Here is a 17153-nt window from a genome sequence, read left to right on the forward strand (position 1 = left end):
TTATCCATTAAACTTCCCCAATTTTATCAGCCAGATCATTCAGAACATTCGGGCCTTCATAAACCAATTCTACAAGCTCTACGCTTTTATTGTTCATTTTCAGAATCTTGAAATGGTAATTTTCCAGATCAAATTCATCATTTTCTTCCGGAATATCTTCCAGGGCATGCAGAATAAATCCAGCCAGTGAATTGTATTCACTTTCTTCTGAAAGCGGCAGTCTTTTAGGCAGATATTCATTGATCTCATCCAATGGCTGCGTAGCCTGAACCCAATAAATATTATCGCCTATCTTATCTACCAGCTTGTCTTCGTCATCTTCTTCATCCTGTATTTCCCCTACCAATTCCTCAAGGATATCTTCAAGGGTAATAATACCTTCAGTTCCTCCAAATTCATCAATAACGATGGCAAGGTGCTGTTTTTTCTGCTGGAATATCTTCAGAAGGTCTGAGATTTTTTTACTCCCCACCACGAAAAAAGCATCACGCATCAGATCTTTCAGATCTTCATGGGTAAGGTCACCTTTTCTTTTAACGAATTCCCTTATAATTTCCTTGGTATAGAACACCCCGATTACGTTATCTATGGAATCAAGATATACCGGGATACGGGAGTAACCGCTGTCCATGATCTTGTTGATAATTTCATTGATCTCTTCCTCAAAATCAATTGAGGTGATATTCTGTCTCGGAACCATGATCTGTTTGGCAGAATGATCTGTAAAATCAAATGCATTCTTGATAATCTCATAATTCTCTTCTTCAATCTCTCCGCTATCGGCACTCTGTTTTACCAGGAGCTGAAGTTCTTCAGTAGAGTGAATTTCCTGCTCTGAAGCCGGATGTATTTTTACCAATCTTAAGAATGTATTCGACATCAGGTTCATCAACCAGATGAACGGCTTGAAAACCGTGTAAAAAACTCTTAATGGAACTGCCGTAGCCATTGTAGTCGCTTCTGATTTTCTGATCGCTATAGATTTTGGGATAAGCTCTCCAAATACAATGTGCATTACGGTAATCAGTACAAAGCTTGTCGCCACTGAAATAGTAGTAATGGTTGCCTGGGTGAAATCTACATTCAAAGAATGGAAAATACCTTCAACAACGTGGTGCAAAGCACTTTCACCTACCCAACCCAATGCAAGGGATGCCAATGTAATACCAAGCTGTGTTGCAGATAGATACTCATCAAGATGTTTGATAATGTGTTCCGCCTGCTTGGCCATGGAGTTACCCTCTGCAGCTTTCAGCTGGATTTGTGAGTAACGAACTTTAACAATTGAAAATTCTGCGGCTACGAAAAAGCCATTTAATAAAACAAGAAATAAGGCTAGCAAAAGCCTGACTATGTCCGAGTCCATTTAGAAATTATATAATTTTAGCTACAAAGATAGATAAAATAAAAATAACCTGAGTTGGGGTTAAGACATTTTGGGAATGCAATTTTTCAGCAGGAAGATGGGATGGTTGAAGATAGAAGTTTTTAGAGGGCGAAAAATAGGCTCAAAATATTTTTTGAGTCGGAATACGGATTTAATAAGATATTCGTTTCTACGGGGCAAAGAAGAATTGAAATTTTCATTGATTGACTTCTGAAACCTTAACTGCTTAATAATTTTAAACCTTATCCTGTCTCCAATCTAAACAAAAAAGCACCGACCATGTCGATGCTTAGTATGATATTAAAATAATTCCTTATGAATTTTTCAAAGCTTCTGCTCCGGAAACGATCTCCAGGATCTCGTTTGTAATAGCAGCCTGTCTTGCTTTGTTGTAGAAGATCACCAGGTCATTTTTAAGAGCCTGTGCGTTGTCTGTTGCTTTGTGCATTGCAGTCATTCTCGCTCCGTGCTCAGATGCCACTGAATCCAGGATGGCTTTGAAAACCTGAGTTTTGATCGATTTAGGAATCAGATTATCTAAGATTTCAGCTCTGTTCGGTTCGAAAATATAATCTGTTTCAACCTGAGGCTCCGTAGTTTCCGGCATTGAAATCGGAAGAAGCTGCTCTGTGGTTACTTCCTGTGTAGCTGCATTAACGAATTTATTATAAATCAAATATACTTCGTCAAATTTACCTTCTCTGAAACTTGTCATCACCCCTTCACTCACGTGAGCTACAGTATCGAAGTTCAGATTATCAAAAACAGAACTTTCATTAGCGTAAACCGCACGTGTTTTTCTTACTGCGTCATAAGCTTTCTTACCAATTGAAAGAACTTCTACCTCATATTGAGAATTGTTCTGAAACTGGGCATTAAGCTCTTTTACAATAGACGAGTTGAAAGCTCCCGCAAGACCTCTGTTTGAAGTAACAGCAATGAAAAGCACTCTTTTTACCTCTCTTTTTTGAGCATAAACAGAAATCTGATCAGGATCAGAGCTGGAATTTACATTCTGGATAAGCTCCTGTAGTTTTTCAGAATAAGGTCTTAGCATTACGATTGCATCCTGTGCTTTTTTAAGTTTCGCAGCGGAAACCATTTTCATAGCACGTGTAATCTGCATCGTAGATGAAATTGAACTAATTCTGCCTCGTATTTCTTTTAAGTTTGCCATTATTGTGGTTCAAGGTTTAAGGTCTAAAGTTTAAGGTTTAAAACATTGAATTCTAAACCTTAAACATTGAATTTTTTAGTTATATTTTGAAGCTAAATCGTTAGCTGCCTGCTTAAGAACGTTGGTAATATCGTTATCGATTTTACCAGCTTTAATAGCCGCCATTGTATCAGGGTGCTTAGATCTTAGGAACTCGATGTATTCTATCTGGAATTCTTTTACTTTTCTGATCGGAACGTTTCTTAAAAGGTTCTCTGTTCCTGCGTAGATCATCGCTACCTGGCTGTCTACCGGAAGTGGAGAGTTTACCGGCTGCTTAAGGATCTCAACGTTTCTTTCCCCTTTAGAGATAACTGCTAAAGTAGAAGCATCAAGGTCAGAACCGAATTTAGCAAACGCTTCCAATTCTTTATATTGTGCCTGGTCTAATTTAAGAGTACCAGATACTTTTTTCATTGATTTGATCTGAGCGTTACCTCCTACCCTTGATACAGAGATCCCTACGTTGATCGCAGGACGAACCCCTGAGTTGAACAGGTCAGACTCCAGGAAGATCTGTCCGTCTGTGATGGAGATTACGTTGGTTGGAATATACGCAGAAACGTCACCAGCCTGAGTTTCGATAATCGGAAGGGCAGTTAATGAACCTCCTCCTTTTACGATTGGCTTTAGAGAGTCTGGTAAGTCGTTCATCTGGCTCGCAATCTGGTCGTCAGCAATTACTTTTGCTGCTCTTTCCAATAATCTTGAGTGAAGGTAGAAAACGTCTCCAGGGTAAGCTTCACGGCCCGGTGGTCTTCTCAATAGAAGAGAAAGCTCACGGTAAGCCACCGCCTGTTTTGATAAATCATCATAAACGATCAATGCAGGTCTGCCGGTGTCTCTGAAGAACTCCCCGATAGATGCTCCAGCCATTGCAGAATATACCTGCATAGGAACCGGATCTGATGCGTTAGCCGCAACGATTACAGTGTACGCTAAAGCTCCTTTATCAGAAAGGGTTTTAACGATTTGTGCTACGGTAGAAGCTTTCTGACCGATCGCAACATATATACAATATACAGGCTTACCTGCATCAAAGAATTCTTTCTGGTTGATGATCGTATCAATTGCAACAGTAGTTTTACCTGTCTGTCTGTCACCAATGATAAGCTCTCTTTGCCCTCTTCCTACCGGGATCATAGAGTCAATCGCTACGATACCTGTTTGTAAAGGCTCAGTTACCGGCTGTCTGAAGATAACTCCAGGAGCCTTTCTTTCCAATGGCATTTCGTATAAATCCCCAGTAATAGGACCTTTACCATCGATAGGGTTACCAAGAGTATCTACTACTCTTCCCAACATCCCTTCTCCTACTTTGATAGAAGAGATTCTGTTTGTTCTTCTTACTGTGTCTCCTTCTTTTACTAATTTACTTTCCCCAAGTAGCGCAACACCTACGTTGTCTTCTTCAAGGTTTAGTACAATACCTTCTACATCACTAGAAAATTTCACCAACTCTCCGTATTGTACGTTTTCTAACCCGTATACACGAGCAATACCATCACCGATGGTTAAAACTGTACCTACTTCCTCAACGTTGGATTGAGTGTCGAAGTTGGCCAATTGCTGTTTTAAGATCGCAGATACTTCTGCCGGATTTATTTCTGCCATTGTATGGTTGTTTTTTCTTTAATTTAACTGAAAATCTTTTTTAACTTGGTTCAATTTGGTCTTTACAGACGCATCTACCTGCTGATCACCTACTCTTAAAATGTAACCTCCTAAAATTTCAGGCTTCACATTTAAGTTCAGGTCAAAGTTTGAACCTTCTTTTACAAGATTGGTAGATCTTAAGATCTGATCAAGGTTCTCTTTGGAAAGCTGAGTCGCTGTGGTAAGAGTAATTCTCTGTACCCCGTTGATGTCCTCTACTTTATTGATAAACTCCTGAGCGATATTTTTCAACTGGCTTTCACGGCCGTGTTTGATCACTAATCTGATCAGGTTCTGTGAAGAAACCGAAAAACCTTTAAAAATTTCGTTTGCTGCCTCTATTTTCTTTTTGGAATCAATGTAAGGCGTAAGGAAAAATTTGTTCAAATCCTTAGATTCAGACATGATCTTCACTACATCTTTCATTTCAGAAAATACAGCAGCGGTCTGACCTGATTCATTGGTGAAATCAATCAGTCCCTGTGCGTATCTTTTAGCTACTTTAGATGTAAGCATTCTTAGTTAAGGTTTGATTTGTTTAAATAATTTTGAACTAATTCGTTTTGAGCTTCGCTGTTGTCCAGCTTTTGCTTAAGGATAGATTCAGCGATGTTTACAGATAAAGCACCGATTTGAGTTTTGATATCTGCCATAGCAGCATTTTTCTCAGTCTGGATAGTCTGCTTAGCTGCTTCGATCAGTTTATCTCCTTCAGTTTTTGCAGCATCTTTAGCCTCACCTACGATTCTATCTTTAATTTCTCTGGCTTCTTTAAGGATCGCATCTCTTTCGATCTTAGCTTCACGAATAATTCTTTCGTTATCCTCTTTTAAAGTCTCCATCTCTTTTCTTGCCAATTTAGCTTGATTAAGAGCATCAACAATAGAAGTTTCTCTGTCATTGATAGATTTTAAAATAGGTTTCCAAGCAAATTTGCCTAACAAAAATAATAATGCTAGAAAAATAACAGACTGGATAATAAATAATCCTGATGAAAACTGGTGAATTAATTCCATTATATAAATGTATAAATAATTATTACTTTTTTTCTTAAATAACCATTACCTGTAACCAACCGTTACGGGTAATGGTTTGATTTTAATTAGTTTACTGCGAATAGAGCAGCAAACGCAACACCTTCAACAAGTGCAGCAGCGATAAGCATAGCTGTTTGGATTTTTCCAGATTGCTCAGGTTGTCTAGCGATAGCTTCAAGAGCAGCAGCTCCGATTTTACCAAGACCGATACCTACACCTAGTACTACGATACCAGCACCTACAATTTTAGGGATTTCCATAATATATAATTTTAAAAAATTTGTTTTACTTTAATTTATAATTCCAATTAGTGAGCTGCATGATGTTCGTGCTCGTGCTCCTGTACAGCCATTCCGATAAACAGAGCGGATAACATCGTAAAGATATAAGCCTGTAAGAATGCAACCAATACTTCCAATAAATAGATCACTAACGTTAAGAACGGGAATGCAACACCGGCTGCGAAGTTCTTAAACACATAGATCAATCCGATCAAACTCATTACTACGATGTGTCCTGCCGTCATGTTGGCAAAAAGACGGATCATCAATGCGAAAGGCTTGGTGATGGTTCCTAACAATTCGATTGGCAACATGATCAGTTTCATTGGTACAGGTACTCCCGGCATCCAGAAGATGTGCTTCCAGTAATCTTTATTGGCAGAGAATGTAGTAATTAGATATGTAAGGATCGCCAGGAAGAATGTCATGGTAATATTACCGGTAACATTGATACCGAAAGGCATTAGTCCTAATACGTTAAGGAATAAGATAAAGAAGAATACAGTCAGTAAGTATCCCATAAATCTTTTATACTTGTGACCGATGTTCGGGATTGCTACTTCATCTCTTACGAAAATGATCAGCGGCTCCAGGAATCTTGCAGCTCCCGCAGGAACAACAGATTTCTTGTAAGACTTAGCCATTCCTCCGAATAATACCAACATAAAGATGGATACTAATAAAAGAATAAGTACACTCTTTGTAATAGAAAGATCCAAAGGCTTCTCATTAGTAGGATGACCGTGATCATCAAGAGTTAAAGTTCCTGCTGCATCTGTCTTATAAATTTTTTCGTGGTGAAGTACATAATGAGATCCGTCTACTTCAGTAGGCTCTCCGTGCATAAACCCTTCCTTGTTACTCATAAAGCTGTGGAAACCGTTATCATAAAAAATAACAGGAAGAGGGAAACCGATGTGATGACCTTCTTTATCCACCATCAATGTAAAGTCATGAGCATCCAGTAAGTGATGATCTATGAACTCCTTGTTTTCTTTACTTACTTTGTCTTTTTCCGAAAGCTCCTGAGCCGGAGCTGTTCCAGCAGGAGTCTCACCGTGCTGTGCAGACACTAAGTTTAATACAAAAATACTGTAGAATAAAACTGCGAATTTCTTAAACATTGATAGGTTTTTTTCGTTGTGCAAAAATATAATATTTTTTCTAGTTTCAATAAATAATTTTACTGTTTTTTGTCATGATTAATCAGCTTGATCGCATAGTACGTAAGCAGCGTGGTCAGGACAAAATACGGGATAATAAAATGAAATTTATAGCCCGGAATCACTTCAAAGTTCAATTTTTTCCTGATTAGGTACATTAAACCGAATTTTAAAAGGATCAGTCCAATTACAGACAATCCTAAAAATTCAGGGACTATCCTGTTAATTAAAACAATCAGCGTGATCATCATCATGAACATCACACTTAAAAAAAGATAAAATTTAACAATAATAATCTCATCTAAGTGAAAAACAAATTTCCAGAGGGAAAAATGAATCAGAAACGTTAAAAAAAATAATACTGTAACCAGTATGTTAGGATTTAACTTCATTATAGAACTTATTTTCAACCTTTCAATACAAGGTTTGTTTTAACTGATCGCAAAAATAGACTTTTTCTATCGTATTTTGTTATGATTTGATTTTTATCATGAAGGAAAGCTTTTGCTTGTTTCCAATATTGGAGTTCGGTTGAAGCAGCAGCCTAATACAAGTGGAAGACGGAAGATGAGGATTATTGCCGGTAACCCGTGTCAAGGTTTTAAACCTTGACACGGGTTAGAGGGGCCAGTTACTATCTGCCGTTTTACATCCAAAAACATTATATATATAATATTACGTGCCTGAACACTTTGTATATGCCAAAAATTCCTTATTTTTGCAGACCTATAATTTACAATAAATATGTTCAATAGTTTACAGGATAAATTAGACAAGGCTCTACATAATATTTCCGGACGCGGAAAAATCACGGAAATCAACGTAGCGGAAACCGTAAAGGAAATCCGTCGCGCATTGGTAGATGCCGACGTTAACTATAAAGTTGCAAAAGATCTTACCAAAAGAGTTCAGGATAAAGCTTTAGGACAGAATGTTCTTACTTCCCTTACTCCGGGACAGCTGATGACCAAAATTGTTCATGACGAACTGGTAGATCTGATGGGAGGTTCCCAGGAAGGTATCAATCTTTCAGGAAAACCAACTGTGATTCTTATTGCCGGGCTTCAGGGTTCGGGTAAGACTACTTTCTCCGGAAAACTGGCCAATTATTTAAAGACAAAAAGAACTAAAAAACCATTATTGGTTGCCTGCGACGTTTACCGTCCTGCAGCGATTGATCAGCTTAAGGTGCTGGGTGGACAGATCGGGGTTCCTGTATTTACGGAAGAAGGCTCTACCAACCCTTCCACTATTGCTGAAAATGCAATTAATTTTGCAAAAGCCAACGGTCATGATGTAGTGATTGTGGATACCGCAGGACGTCTTGCCATTGATGAGCAGATGATGAACGAGATCAAATCCGTGCATTATTTCATCAAACCTCAGGAAACTCTGTTTGTAGTAGATTCCATGACGGGTCAGGATGCCGTGAATACTGCAAAAGCATTCAATGATGCATTGAACTTTGACGGTGTTGTTCTTACCAAATTAGATGGTGATACCAGAGGGGGTGCTGCATTAACGATCCGTTCTGTAGTGGAAAAACCAATCAAATTCATCTCTACCGGAGAGAAAATGGAAGCGCTGGATCTTTTCTACCCTGAAAGGATGGCTGACAGAATCCTGGGAATGGGAGACGTGGTTTCCCTTGTAGAAAGAGCTCAGGAGCAGTTTGATGAGGAAGAAGCTAAAAAATTACACAAAAAAATCGCTAAAAATGAATTCGGTTTTGATGATTTCCTGAAGCAGATTAACCAGATCAAGAAGATGGGTAATATGAAAGATCTTATGGGAATGATCCCGGGGGTTGGTAAAGCCATCAAGGATGTGGAAATCAGCGATGATGCTTTCAAACATATTGAAGCGATCATCTACTCTATGACTCCGGATGAAAGAAGAAGACCATCCATTATCAATACTCAGAGAAAGCAGAGAATTGCCAAAGGGGCAGGAAGAAAAATTGAAGACGTGAACCAGCTGATGAAACAGTTTGAGCAGATGGGTAAAATGATGAAGATGATGCAGGGACCTCAGGGGAAACAGATGATGCAGATGATGAGCAAAATGCCGAATATGCCGGGTATGGGCGGTATGATGGGCAAATAAACCTTACCGACAACAAACAAGATATAAAAAAACTCTCAGAATTTCTGAGAGTTTTTTGTTTTATTTGAACTTGTAACCGAGTCCGATCTGGAAGAAATTCATCTTCAGCTTTTCATCATTTACAGGATCTTTGATCATATTGGTCAATCCAAAGCTGTAACGTGCGTCTACGAAAAGACCTTTGTACACGTTATAGTCAGCACCAAAGAATAACCCGAAATCTGTAGACTTTAAGTTATCATCAAAGGCTTTTTCAAGGTATTCTTCCCCTGCATTAATCCCCTGTGGATTTGATGGTGCCCCATTCACCTCCATTTTTACTTTTGTGCCTGTTTTAAAGCTCACATAAGGTCCTGCATAAAGACCCAGCTCCGGAGTTGCATAATATCTCGCCGATACAGGAATGACAATTCTGTTGAAGTTTAGTTTTTCAGTTACGGAAATCCCTCCCGGCAACGATACTTTTGCAGTTCCTCCTAAATTGGCATATTCCACTTCTCCCTGAAGCGCAAATTTATTATTCAGTTTATGCTCAACCAAAGCGCCTGCATAGAACCCGGATTTTGATTTTAAATCTCCTGAGATTCCACCAAATTCAATGCTGTTTTCGTTGGAATTAAGTTTAGATAAAGTATACCCTGCCTTTACACCGAATGTTGTCTGTGCATTCATTCCTGCAAATAAAGCAAGAGCTGATGCCAATAAGATTTTTTTCATGATTATTATTTTAAAAAAATGTTCCAGATAAAAAAGCCCTAAGAATCTTAGGGCTTTATATTGAATTGAATGCTTTGTTAATTACTTAGCAAAAACATATTTAACTCCGATAGTTACAGTAGATAAATTCAACCCGAAGTTGTAGTTATCAACACTCTTAGCACCGTCGATGTCATATTTTTTGTTGTTGTAACCGAACTCCCCGATAGTAGCTTCGATCGTCCAGTTTTTGTTCAAGAAATAATCTAAACCTGGCTTGATGCTAACTCCGATTGAAGTTGACTTTGGCTTATCAGTACTTGTAGAAACACTTGTAGTTGTAGTGGCAGGAGTACCGGTAGAAGAAGATGTAGTTACCGTACCTTCTACTTCATTTTTACCGCTTCCAAATTCCATAGGAACTGATAACTGACCGAAGATATATAACTTATCGCTTAAAGTCCAGTATTTTCTAGCGAAAGGCTCAACAACGATTGCATTGTTGATGTCTTTTGTTTTTCCAACTGAAGTAGTAGTGATGTTACCTACTGTCTGAGACTGGTTAGTTTCAACTGTTGTTTTTCCGTTTTTGTAACCAACTCCTAAACCGATAGCAAGGTTAGTGTTTACAAAATACCCTACTGTTGGGATAATATTGATTTCAGATACTTTTTTATCTGTATTGTTGTCGCTTTCCTGAGAAAATCCTACCTGACCAGATACATAAACAGTTCCTTTTGCAATTTGTGCATTAGATAAACCGAAAAGTGCAACAGCACCAGCTAATACTAATTTTTTCATTGTATAAAATTTTAATACTTTCTGAGGGCAAATTTACAGTGGCCCTTTCTAATATTAAAATTTGTTAACGTGATTAATATCATTGATGAGGAGTGATACTTTTCCGAAAATAAAATGCAGTAACCATGGGCTTTTAAATTTTTCACAATATTTAGAATAAAAAAATTACAATTTTTCAACAAGACTGAAATATACTTATTTTTTTAGATTTATCATTTTCCATCAAGTTTCTGATTATTGGCAATTATTGCGGATAAATCAAAGTTAAAACGTTAATATTTAAGCCTTTATATCTTAAAATTAAACAAATGTTTATGAATATCAGCTGATTATTCCTTAATATTAATATAATTGGGGTGTATTAAAGCTTTAAACAGACAAAAAAACTCCGGCCTGACGGCCGGAGTTCTGATATTATCTTTAACATCCCCTTATTTCAGGAAGAAGTTATATCCGATGTTGATCGCTCCTACGTTCCAGCTTGCGGTATACCATCCGTAATCGCGTTTGTTGCTGATGGTCTGGTAGCCTAAATAAAGCTCACCCTTAGCCATCTGGTATCCGAATTTAGGCTGTGCGTAGAATCCGCCGTCTACTCCATCTTTTACAGAAATTCCGTAACCAAGGTCTAAACCTACAAAGATAGGTGCCCCCGAGAATTTATATTTTCCGGAAACCGCTACAGGAATAAATCCGAAGTCATCAAAATTATCCTTTCCGAAGAAGTGTGAATATCCTGAAGTAACCCCAAGGTCCAGACCTTTTGTAATATTCCACATATAGGCAGCGTCTACCCCTAATGTAAATGAAGAAGCATCAGCGGCATCCCCTACCGGTACTCCAATGTGGCCACCCAGTTTAAAACCCTCCTGTGCGTGTGCTGCACCGCCTAACAGCGCAAAAGCACCTAGTAAAAATAGTTTTTTCATTATTTTAAATAGTTTGATTGATACCACAAAATTACTAAATATTTTCTTTGTTAACATAAAGTTAACAATACCTATTCATCATAAAAATAAAAAAGCGGAACAATATTCTGTCCCGCCCTTATGTCTTGTATTCAGTTTTAAGAATTAATTCCCTCCGAATTTGAAACCAACACCTACCTGAAAGAAGCTGTTCGTCAATTTTCCATCTCCGGAATCTTTTGCTAAATTAGAAACTCCCATATTGTATCTTGCATCAAAGAACAATCCGTTTTCCAATGCATATTCTGCGCCTAAGAAAGGAGCGATATTCAAAGTATTGGTCTGGTCTTTAATATCCGTTTCATCATCTGCAGAAATTTCAAATCCAGGAATCATTCCCAATCCAAGGTCTGCTACCGTCTTTGTTTTTGCAGAAATGATCAGTCCGAAATTAGCTCCGGCAGAAACTGACAAACCTTCTGTAATGAAATATTTGGCAGAAACCGGGATCAGAATCGTTCCAAAAGTGGTTTTGTTCTTAATATTAAAGAATGTACCTGCATCATCTTCATCCTCTACTCTTTCCGTGATCTTCCCTCCTAATTGTGAATATAAAACTTCCCCCTGAAGGGCAAATTTATCACTTAATTTGTGCTCTACCAGAACACCTCCATAGAAAGTATGTGCAGGATCTGTACTTTCAGAATTTCCGTTGTCTTTGAATTTTAAAGTTGAAAGTGAATAACCAGCCTTTACACCAAATCTGGTTTCCTGAGCGCTTAGATTAACGCCAATTACAGCCGCTGCTGCAACGAGTAATAATTTTTTCATGATTTATTTTTAGTATTCGGCAACAAAACTAATATTTTTTTTTAGAACACCAAATAGTGCTTAAAAATAATCTCACAAACAAAAATTATTAAGTGTAAAATTCTTTAAAAATCAAATCCAACAAATTAAAATTCAGACAATTACTGCCTAATCTTTCAGCCTTTTATCTTCCTCGTTGTACGCCAGAATGATCTTTTTCACTACCGGATGTCTTACTACATCCTCTTCAGTAAGGTGCACAAAACCTATTTCTTTAACATCTCTAAGGATTCTCATCGCTTCCTTCAGTCCGGATTGCTGTTTCGGAGGCAAGTCGATCTGTGTAGGATCTCCTGTAATAATGAATTTGGCATTCATCCCCATTCTTGTCAGGAACATTTTCATCTGGGCATGGGTGGTATTCTGGGCTTCATCCAGGATCACAAAAGCGTCATCAAGCGTACGTCCTCTCATAAAAGCCAATGGAGCTACTTCAATGACTTTTTTCTCCATAAACCCTTCCAGCTTTTCGTGGGGGATCATATCTCTTAATGCGTCATAAAGAGGCTGTAAATAAGGATCCAGCTTTTCTTTAAGGTCTCCCGGCAGAAATCCGAGACTCTCCCCGGCTTCTACCGCAGGTCTAGTCAGGATAATTCTTTTTACTTCCTTATCCCGTAAAGCTCTCGCTGCCAATGCAACACTGGTATAGGTCTTTCCGGTTCCGGCAGGGCCAATGGCAAACACCATATCCTTTTTCTCTGTTTCTTTTACCAGTTTCTTAAGGTTGGTGGTTTTGGCTTTGATCACCTTACCGTTTACTCCTTTTACAATAATATCCTGATCAAAAACCAATTGTTTTTCATTTTCGTCCTTGATATTTAGAATATTTTCAACGTCTTTTAGGGCAATAGAGTTATTTTTAGAGATAAATTTGACAATATCATCAAGTTTTTGCTTTAATATATCCAGAGCTTCCTGATTTCCCATCGCAAAGATAAAATGATCTCTTCCGGTGATTTTAATAGTGGGAAAGCTTGATTTTAATAAATTGAAATATTGGTTATTAACGCCATAGAAGGTCTTTACATCGACATCTTCCAAATCATATGTTAATTCAAACATGCAGTTTTTTTATTTTTTTAGATTTTAAAATTAAAGCTTTTTTTCAAATTTCTGTCAATTCTTTTCTACAATCTTTCGGGCTTTCTTTTTATTTTAAATAACTTTGCATTATACACTATTTATTCTACCACCAATCCATGTCAATTATTACCCTTACTTCGGATTTCGGAAATTTAGATTACAGAGTCGCTGCTGTGAAAGGCAAAATTCTGACGCTAAACCCTGAGGTTAATATTATTGATATAACCCACGATATCCAGGCATTCAACCTTATACAGACCTCATATATTGTAAGAAATGCCTATAAATATTTTCCTAAAGGAACCATTCATATCCTTTCTGTGGACAGTTTTTACAACAGATCACGGAAAAATATCCTGTACAAAGCCGACGGCTCCTATTTTCTGGCCGCAGACAACGGACTTTTGAGCCTTATCTTCTTCGACATCAAACCGGAAGCCATCTATGAGATTACTCTAAACAGCCGTTTTGATGATATTGTGAACTTCACATCCACAGATGTTTTCGTACCTGTAGCTGTTCATTTAGCCAATGGCGGGCTTCCTGAAGTGATCGGACGGAAAATCCATTCGGCGAAGCAGCTTCTGTTCCCCAAACCGGTTTTCAACGAGTCTGAAAAGATGATCATCGGAGAAGTTACTTATATTGATAATTTCGGAAATATAATCTCAAATATCAGTAAAGACTTTTTCGAAAGCAGCGGCAAAGGGAATGAAGGTTTTACCATCAAATTCAGGAATTTAACGCTTTCAAAGGTGTTTTCAAGTCATACGGAAGTGGTTTCCGACTGGGCCAGGGAAACGGAATTCCATGGGCAGTCTGCAGCAATCTTCAATGACAGTCAGCTTTTGGAGCTTACCATCTATAAAGGAAGTAAAAAAAACGGGGCCAAAAGCCTCTTTGGACTCAATGTAGGCGAGAATATCTACGTTGAATTTATGTAAGATTATATATTTCATAAAAAAACCGATTTTTTTTATATATTTGTCAAAATCTAAAAATTAAAAATGGCAGAATACAAATTATTGCTTCCTTCCATGGGAGAAGGTGTTATGGAAGCGACGATTATCACTTGGTTATTCAATGAAGGTGATAATGTAAAAGAGGATGATTCCGTAGTTGAAATTGCAACAGATAAAGTAGATTCAGACGTTCCGACACCGGTTTCGGGGAAAATTGTAAAAATTCTGAAACAGAAGGACGAAGTTGCAAAAGTGGGTGAAGCCATTGCCATTTTAGAAATTGAAGGAGAAGGCAGTGCTACCGCTTCAGAAGAAGTACAGACAGAAGTTCCTGCAGCCGCTCCGGACGCTGAAACTTTAAAAACCATTGAACAGCCTTTACAAGCTGCATCTCCGGCAGAATTTTCAGGAGATCTTTACCTTTCACCACTTGTAAAATCTATCGCACAACAGGAAAATATTTCCGAATCTGAGCTTAAATCCATCAAAGGAAGCGGCCTGGAAGGAAGAATTACCAAAGAAGATATACTGGCCTATGTTTCCAACAGAGGAAATCAACCTGTTCAGCAGGCTGCACCGGCACAGGCGGCAGCTCCTGCAGTTGCAAAAACGCCGGTTTCAGCACCGGTTTCTACAGTGTCTACAGCCGCGGGTGATGAAATCATCCCTATGGACAGAATGAGAAAGATCATCGCTGAAAACATGGTGAAAGCCAAACAAATTGCTCCGCACGTTACTTCTTTCATTGAAACAGACGTTACCAACGTTGTAAAATGGAGAAACAAGCATAAAGATATCTTTGAAAAGCGTGAAGGTGAAAAACTTACTTTCATGCCGATTTTCGTGAGAGCTGTAGTGAAAGCCATCCAGGATTTCCCGATGATCAATGTTTCTGTTAACGGTGAAAATATCATCAAAAAGAAAAACATCAATATTGGTATGGCAACGGCTTTACCGGACGGAAACCTTATCGTGCCTGTTATTAAAAATGCTGATCAGTTATCCCTTTCAGGATTGGCAAAAGCCATCAACGACCTGGCTTACAGAGCAAGAAACAAAAAATTAAGACCTGAAGATACGCAGGGTGCTACTTATACTATTTCAAACGTAGGAAGCTTCGGAAACCTGATGGGTACTCCTATTATTCCTCAGCCTCAGGTAGCTATTCTGGCAATTGGTGCCATCGTTAAAAAACCGGCGGTTCTTGAGACCAAAGACGGTGATGTGATTGCCATCCGCCAGCTGATGTTCATGTCTCACTCTTACGACCACAGAGTGGTAGACGGATCTTTGGGCGGAATGATGCTGAAACATGTTCATGACTACCTTCAGAACTGGGATCTGAATACAGAGATATAGTAGATAATGATTGACAGGCGGTTACAAAACACTTGTTCAAAATATCTTACCATACAGAAACCTTCGATTTTATCGGAGGTTTTTTATATTACTAAAGCCAGGCGATACTATTTTTGCCCTATCGGAACAGAAATGTCTTAACACAGGCTCATTTCATAATTAAAGTTTATTTTTACATTTCAAAACCTGCAAATGTTGAAATTCCTCTACCTTATCCGAAAGAGTGTTAAAAAATCCTTTGACAATATCCGTAACGAGCAGCTGAAGAACAATCTGCTGCAGGCCATTCCTTTCTGGATAGGTTCTGTAATTACCGGCTTTTTTGCCGTGATGTATGCCAAAATATTCGCGTGGGGAGAGAATCTCCTGAATTTCATGATGAACTGGCATGATTGGATGATCTTCATTATTGCACCTATCGGTTTCGTTCTGTCCTGGTGGCTGGTAAAAGAATTTGCACCCAACGCAAAAGGCAGCGGGATCCCTCAGGTAATGGCAGCCGTGGAGCTTGCCAACCCGAAAGAGCACACAAAAATCAGAAGCCTTTTAAGCCTTAAGATCATCGTTTTTAAAATTATTTCATCCGTTGTTCTCGTTATTGGCGGCGGAGCTGTAGGACGGGAAGGTCCCACCATTCAGATAGCCGGTTCCGTATTCAGAAAAGTGAATGAATACCTTCCCCACTGGTGGCCCAAAATATCCAAGAAAAACATGATTATGACCGGTGCGGCAGCGGGACTTGCAGCGGCTTTCAATACCCCTTTGGGAGGAATTGTATTTGCCGTGGAAGAACTTTCAAAAACGCATATTAATTATTTCAAAACGGCTTTATTTACGGCGGTGATTATTGCCGGCCTCACTGCTCAAACGTTAGCCGGTTCCTATTTATACCTCGGATATCCGAAAACGAATGACGTTTCATTAATGGTTATGTTTCCTATCATTCTTGTCGCAGGAACGGCGGGCATCCTGGCCAGCCAGCTTTCCGTAACCATGCTAAAAATGAACGACTGGAAAAAAAGAAAACTGAAAACAGATAAGGCCAATATCCTGTTTCTGATCGCTTGCGCCCTGTTTATCGCTTCTATAGCGTATTTCATTAACCGTGAAATCCTCGGTTCAGGAAAAGAAATTATGGAGCGGGTTCTTTTTACAAAGGATAAGCATGAGGACTGGTATGTCCCGATTTTAAGGATGCTCGGTCCTGCCCTGTCATTTACATCAGGCGGTGCCGGCGGAATTTTTGCTCCTGCCCTCACTGCAGGTGCCAGCATTGGTTCTGTGATCTCCGGAGCCATTCATCTGACGCCGAACGAAACCAATGTGGTTATCCTGGCCGGAATGGTAGCGTTCCTTACCGGAATTACCAGGGCACCGTTTACTTCCGCCATTATTGTGCTGGAAATGACGGACAGGCATTCGCTGATCTTTCACCTGATGCTTGCCGGAATGGTTTCTTCCATTGCTTCAATCCTGGTGAGCAGACATTCTCTGTACGATGTGATTAAGGTGAACTTTCTGACGGAAATCAGAGAGAAGGAGTAATTTCCTGTTTTGGGTTCAACGTTCAAGGTTTAAAGTTTAAGGACCATCAACTGATAACCTGCACCCGGAAATCTTAAACC

At 38.8% G+C, this 17153-nt stretch carries 17 protein-coding genes; 4 read left to right on the forward strand and 13 right to left on the reverse strand.

Translation table 11 applies throughout. The features are described 5' to 3' along the window. Nucleotides 1–7 precede the first annotated feature (7 nt). The 8 genes from B7E04_RS15315 to B7E04_RS22460 all read right to left on the reverse strand — a co-directional run bounded on the left by B7E04_RS15315 (nucleotide 8) and on the right by B7E04_RS22460 (nucleotide 6994). Nucleotides 8–1366, reverse strand: a complete 1359-nt coding sequence (locus B7E04_RS15315; protein WP_080779408.1) for a hemolysin family protein — start codon at nucleotides 1364–1366, stop codon at nucleotides 8–10. Between the two features lie 334 nt (nucleotides 1367–1700). After that, complete coding sequence (gene atpG, locus B7E04_RS15320) at nucleotides 1701–2564, reverse strand: ATP synthase F1 subunit gamma (protein WP_080779409.1); 864 nt, start codon at nucleotides 2562–2564, stop codon at nucleotides 1701–1703. Nucleotides 2565–2639: 75 nt separating this feature from the next. Next, nucleotides 2640–4217: a F0F1 ATP synthase subunit alpha gene (gene atpA, locus B7E04_RS15325; RefSeq protein WP_062647301.1), complete on the reverse strand. Its 1578-nt coding sequence runs from the start codon at nucleotides 4215–4217 to the stop codon at nucleotides 2640–2642. Between the two features lie 18 nt (nucleotides 4218–4235). Continuing rightward, entirely contained in the window at nucleotides 4236–4775 is a 540-nt protein-coding gene (gene atpH / locus B7E04_RS15330; RefSeq protein WP_080779410.1) for an ATP synthase F1 subunit delta, read from the reverse strand. A 2-nt stretch (nucleotides 4776–4777) separates the two neighbouring features. Then, entirely contained in the window at nucleotides 4778–5275 is a 498-nt protein-coding gene (locus B7E04_RS15335) for a F0F1 ATP synthase subunit B (protein WP_062647306.1), read from the reverse strand. Between the two features lie 86 nt (nucleotides 5276–5361). Further along, entirely contained in the window at nucleotides 5362–5556 is a 195-nt protein-coding gene (gene atpE / locus B7E04_RS15340; RefSeq protein WP_002979108.1) for an ATP synthase F0 subunit C, read from the reverse strand. A gap of 47 nt (nucleotides 5557–5603) precedes the next feature. After that, on the reverse strand, nucleotides 5604–6701 hold the full coding sequence (gene atpB / locus B7E04_RS15345) for a F0F1 ATP synthase subunit A (RefSeq protein WP_080779411.1): 1098 nt from the start codon (nucleotides 6699–6701) through the stop codon (nucleotides 5604–5606). 59 nt (nucleotides 6702–6760) lie between these two features. Then, the gene (locus B7E04_RS22460; protein ID WP_228439950.1) at nucleotides 6761–6994 is read right to left on the reverse strand and encodes a hypothetical protein; all 234 of its coding nucleotides are present in this window, start codon (nucleotides 6992–6994) and stop codon (nucleotides 6761–6763) included. 490 nt (nucleotides 6995–7484) lie between these two features. Here B7E04_RS22460 and ffh point away from each other — a divergent pair, with 490 nt between their 5' ends. After that, the gene (gene ffh / locus B7E04_RS15355) at nucleotides 7485–8846 is read left to right on the forward strand and encodes a signal recognition particle protein (RefSeq protein WP_048504315.1); all 1362 of its coding nucleotides are present in this window, start codon (nucleotides 7485–7487) and stop codon (nucleotides 8844–8846) included. A 60-nt stretch (nucleotides 8847–8906) separates the two neighbouring features. Here the strand turns inward: ffh and B7E04_RS15360 are convergent, their stop codons facing one another. The 5 genes from B7E04_RS15360 to B7E04_RS15380 form a co-directional block, all read right to left on the reverse strand. After that, entirely contained in the window at nucleotides 8907–9563 is a 657-nt protein-coding gene (locus B7E04_RS15360) for a porin family protein (protein ID WP_080779413.1), read from the reverse strand. Between the two features lie 81 nt (nucleotides 9564–9644). Next, nucleotides 9645–10343 (reverse strand): outer membrane beta-barrel protein, encoded by a 699-nt coding sequence (locus B7E04_RS15365; RefSeq protein ID WP_080779414.1) that lies wholly within the window; start codon nucleotides 10341–10343, stop codon nucleotides 9645–9647. 431 nt (nucleotides 10344–10774) lie between these two features. Beyond that, entirely contained in the window at nucleotides 10775–11272 is a 498-nt protein-coding gene (locus B7E04_RS15370) for a hypothetical protein (RefSeq protein WP_080779415.1), read from the reverse strand. Nucleotides 11273–11416: 144 nt separating this feature from the next. Continuing rightward, nucleotides 11417–12082 carry a porin family protein gene (locus tag B7E04_RS15375; RefSeq protein ID WP_080779416.1) on the reverse strand — a complete coding sequence of 222 codons (666 nt, stop codon included), beginning with the start codon at nucleotides 12080–12082 and terminating at the stop codon, nucleotides 11417–11419. A gap of 147 nt (nucleotides 12083–12229) precedes the next feature. Next, nucleotides 12230–13186, reverse strand: a complete 957-nt coding sequence (locus B7E04_RS15380) for a PhoH family protein (protein ID WP_080779417.1) — start codon at nucleotides 13184–13186, stop codon at nucleotides 12230–12232. 137 nt (nucleotides 13187–13323) lie between these two features. On the opposite strand from B7E04_RS15380, the gene B7E04_RS15385 reads away from it, so the two are divergent. The 3 genes from B7E04_RS15385 to B7E04_RS15395 all read left to right on the forward strand — a co-directional run bounded on the left by B7E04_RS15385 (nucleotide 13324) and on the right by B7E04_RS15395 (nucleotide 17073). After that, nucleotides 13324–14151: an SAM hydrolase/SAM-dependent halogenase family protein gene (locus B7E04_RS15385; protein WP_062647322.1), complete on the forward strand. Its 828-nt coding sequence runs from the start codon at nucleotides 13324–13326 to the stop codon at nucleotides 14149–14151. A gap of 63 nt (nucleotides 14152–14214) precedes the next feature. Further along, nucleotides 14215–15528: a dihydrolipoamide acetyltransferase family protein gene (locus tag B7E04_RS15390; protein WP_080779418.1), complete on the forward strand. Its 1314-nt coding sequence runs from the start codon at nucleotides 14215–14217 to the stop codon at nucleotides 15526–15528. Nucleotides 15529–15720: 192 nt separating this feature from the next. Beyond that, the gene (locus B7E04_RS15395) at nucleotides 15721–17073 is read left to right on the forward strand and encodes a chloride channel protein (protein WP_080779419.1); all 1353 of its coding nucleotides are present in this window, start codon (nucleotides 15721–15723) and stop codon (nucleotides 17071–17073) included. The last annotated feature ends 80 nt before the right edge of the window (nucleotides 17074–17153 follow it).

Origin of the sequence: Chryseobacterium phocaeense, from assembly GCF_900169075.1 — a bacterium.
Classification (GTDB): domain Bacteria; phylum Bacteroidota; class Bacteroidia; order Flavobacteriales; family Weeksellaceae; genus Chryseobacterium; species Chryseobacterium phocaeense.

What these genes read in the sequence shown, in the direction of transcription:
- B7E04_RS15315 (WP_080779408.1), bottom strand. Translation starts at nt 1,366, where the DNA reads ATGGACTCGGACATAGTCAGGCTTTTGCTAGCCTTATTTCTTGTTTTA.
- atpG (WP_080779409.1), bottom strand. Translation starts at nt 2,564, where the DNA reads ATGGCAAACTTAAAAGAAATACGAGGCAGAATTAGTTCAATTTCATCT.
- atpA (WP_062647301.1), bottom strand. Translation starts at nt 4,217, where the DNA reads ATGGCAGAAATAAATCCGGCAGAAGTATCTGCGATCTTAAAACAGCAA.
- atpH (WP_080779410.1), bottom strand. Translation starts at nt 4,775, where the DNA reads ATGCTTACATCTAAAGTAGCTAAAAGATACGCACAGGGACTGATTGAT.
- B7E04_RS15335 (WP_062647306.1), bottom strand. Translation starts at nt 5,275, where the DNA reads ATGGAATTAATTCACCAGTTTTCATCAGGATTATTTATTATCCAGTCT.
- atpE (WP_002979108.1), bottom strand. Translation starts at nt 5,556, where the DNA reads ATGGAAATCCCTAAAATTGTAGGTGCTGGTATCGTAGTACTAGGTGTA.
- atpB (WP_080779411.1), bottom strand. Translation starts at nt 6,701, where the DNA reads ATGTTTAAGAAATTCGCAGTTTTATTCTACAGTATTTTTGTATTAAAC.
- B7E04_RS22460 (WP_228439950.1), bottom strand. Translation starts at nt 6,994, where the DNA reads ATGATGATGATCACGCTGATTGTTTTAATTAACAGGATAGTCCCTGAA.
- ffh (WP_048504315.1), top strand. Translation starts at nt 7,485, where the DNA reads ATGTTCAATAGTTTACAGGATAAATTAGACAAGGCTCTACATAATATT.
- B7E04_RS15360 (WP_080779413.1), bottom strand. Translation starts at nt 9,563, where the DNA reads ATGAAAAAAATCTTATTGGCATCAGCTCTTGCTTTATTTGCAGGAATG.
- B7E04_RS15365 (WP_080779414.1), bottom strand. Translation starts at nt 10,343, where the DNA reads ATGAAAAAATTAGTATTAGCTGGTGCTGTTGCACTTTTCGGTTTATCT.
- B7E04_RS15370 (WP_080779415.1), bottom strand. Translation starts at nt 11,272, where the DNA reads ATGAAAAAACTATTTTTACTAGGTGCTTTTGCGCTGTTAGGCGGTGCA.
- B7E04_RS15375 (WP_080779416.1), bottom strand. Translation starts at nt 12,082, where the DNA reads ATGAAAAAATTATTACTCGTTGCAGCAGCGGCTGTAATTGGCGTTAAT.
- B7E04_RS15380 (WP_080779417.1), bottom strand. Translation starts at nt 13,186, where the DNA reads ATGTTTGAATTAACATATGATTTGGAAGATGTCGATGTAAAGACCTTC.
- B7E04_RS15385 (WP_062647322.1), top strand. Translation starts at nt 13,324, where the DNA reads ATGTCAATTATTACCCTTACTTCGGATTTCGGAAATTTAGATTACAGA.
- B7E04_RS15390 (WP_080779418.1), top strand. Translation starts at nt 14,215, where the DNA reads ATGGCAGAATACAAATTATTGCTTCCTTCCATGGGAGAAGGTGTTATG.
- B7E04_RS15395 (WP_080779419.1), top strand. Translation starts at nt 15,721, where the DNA reads ATGTTGAAATTCCTCTACCTTATCCGAAAGAGTGTTAAAAAATCCTTT.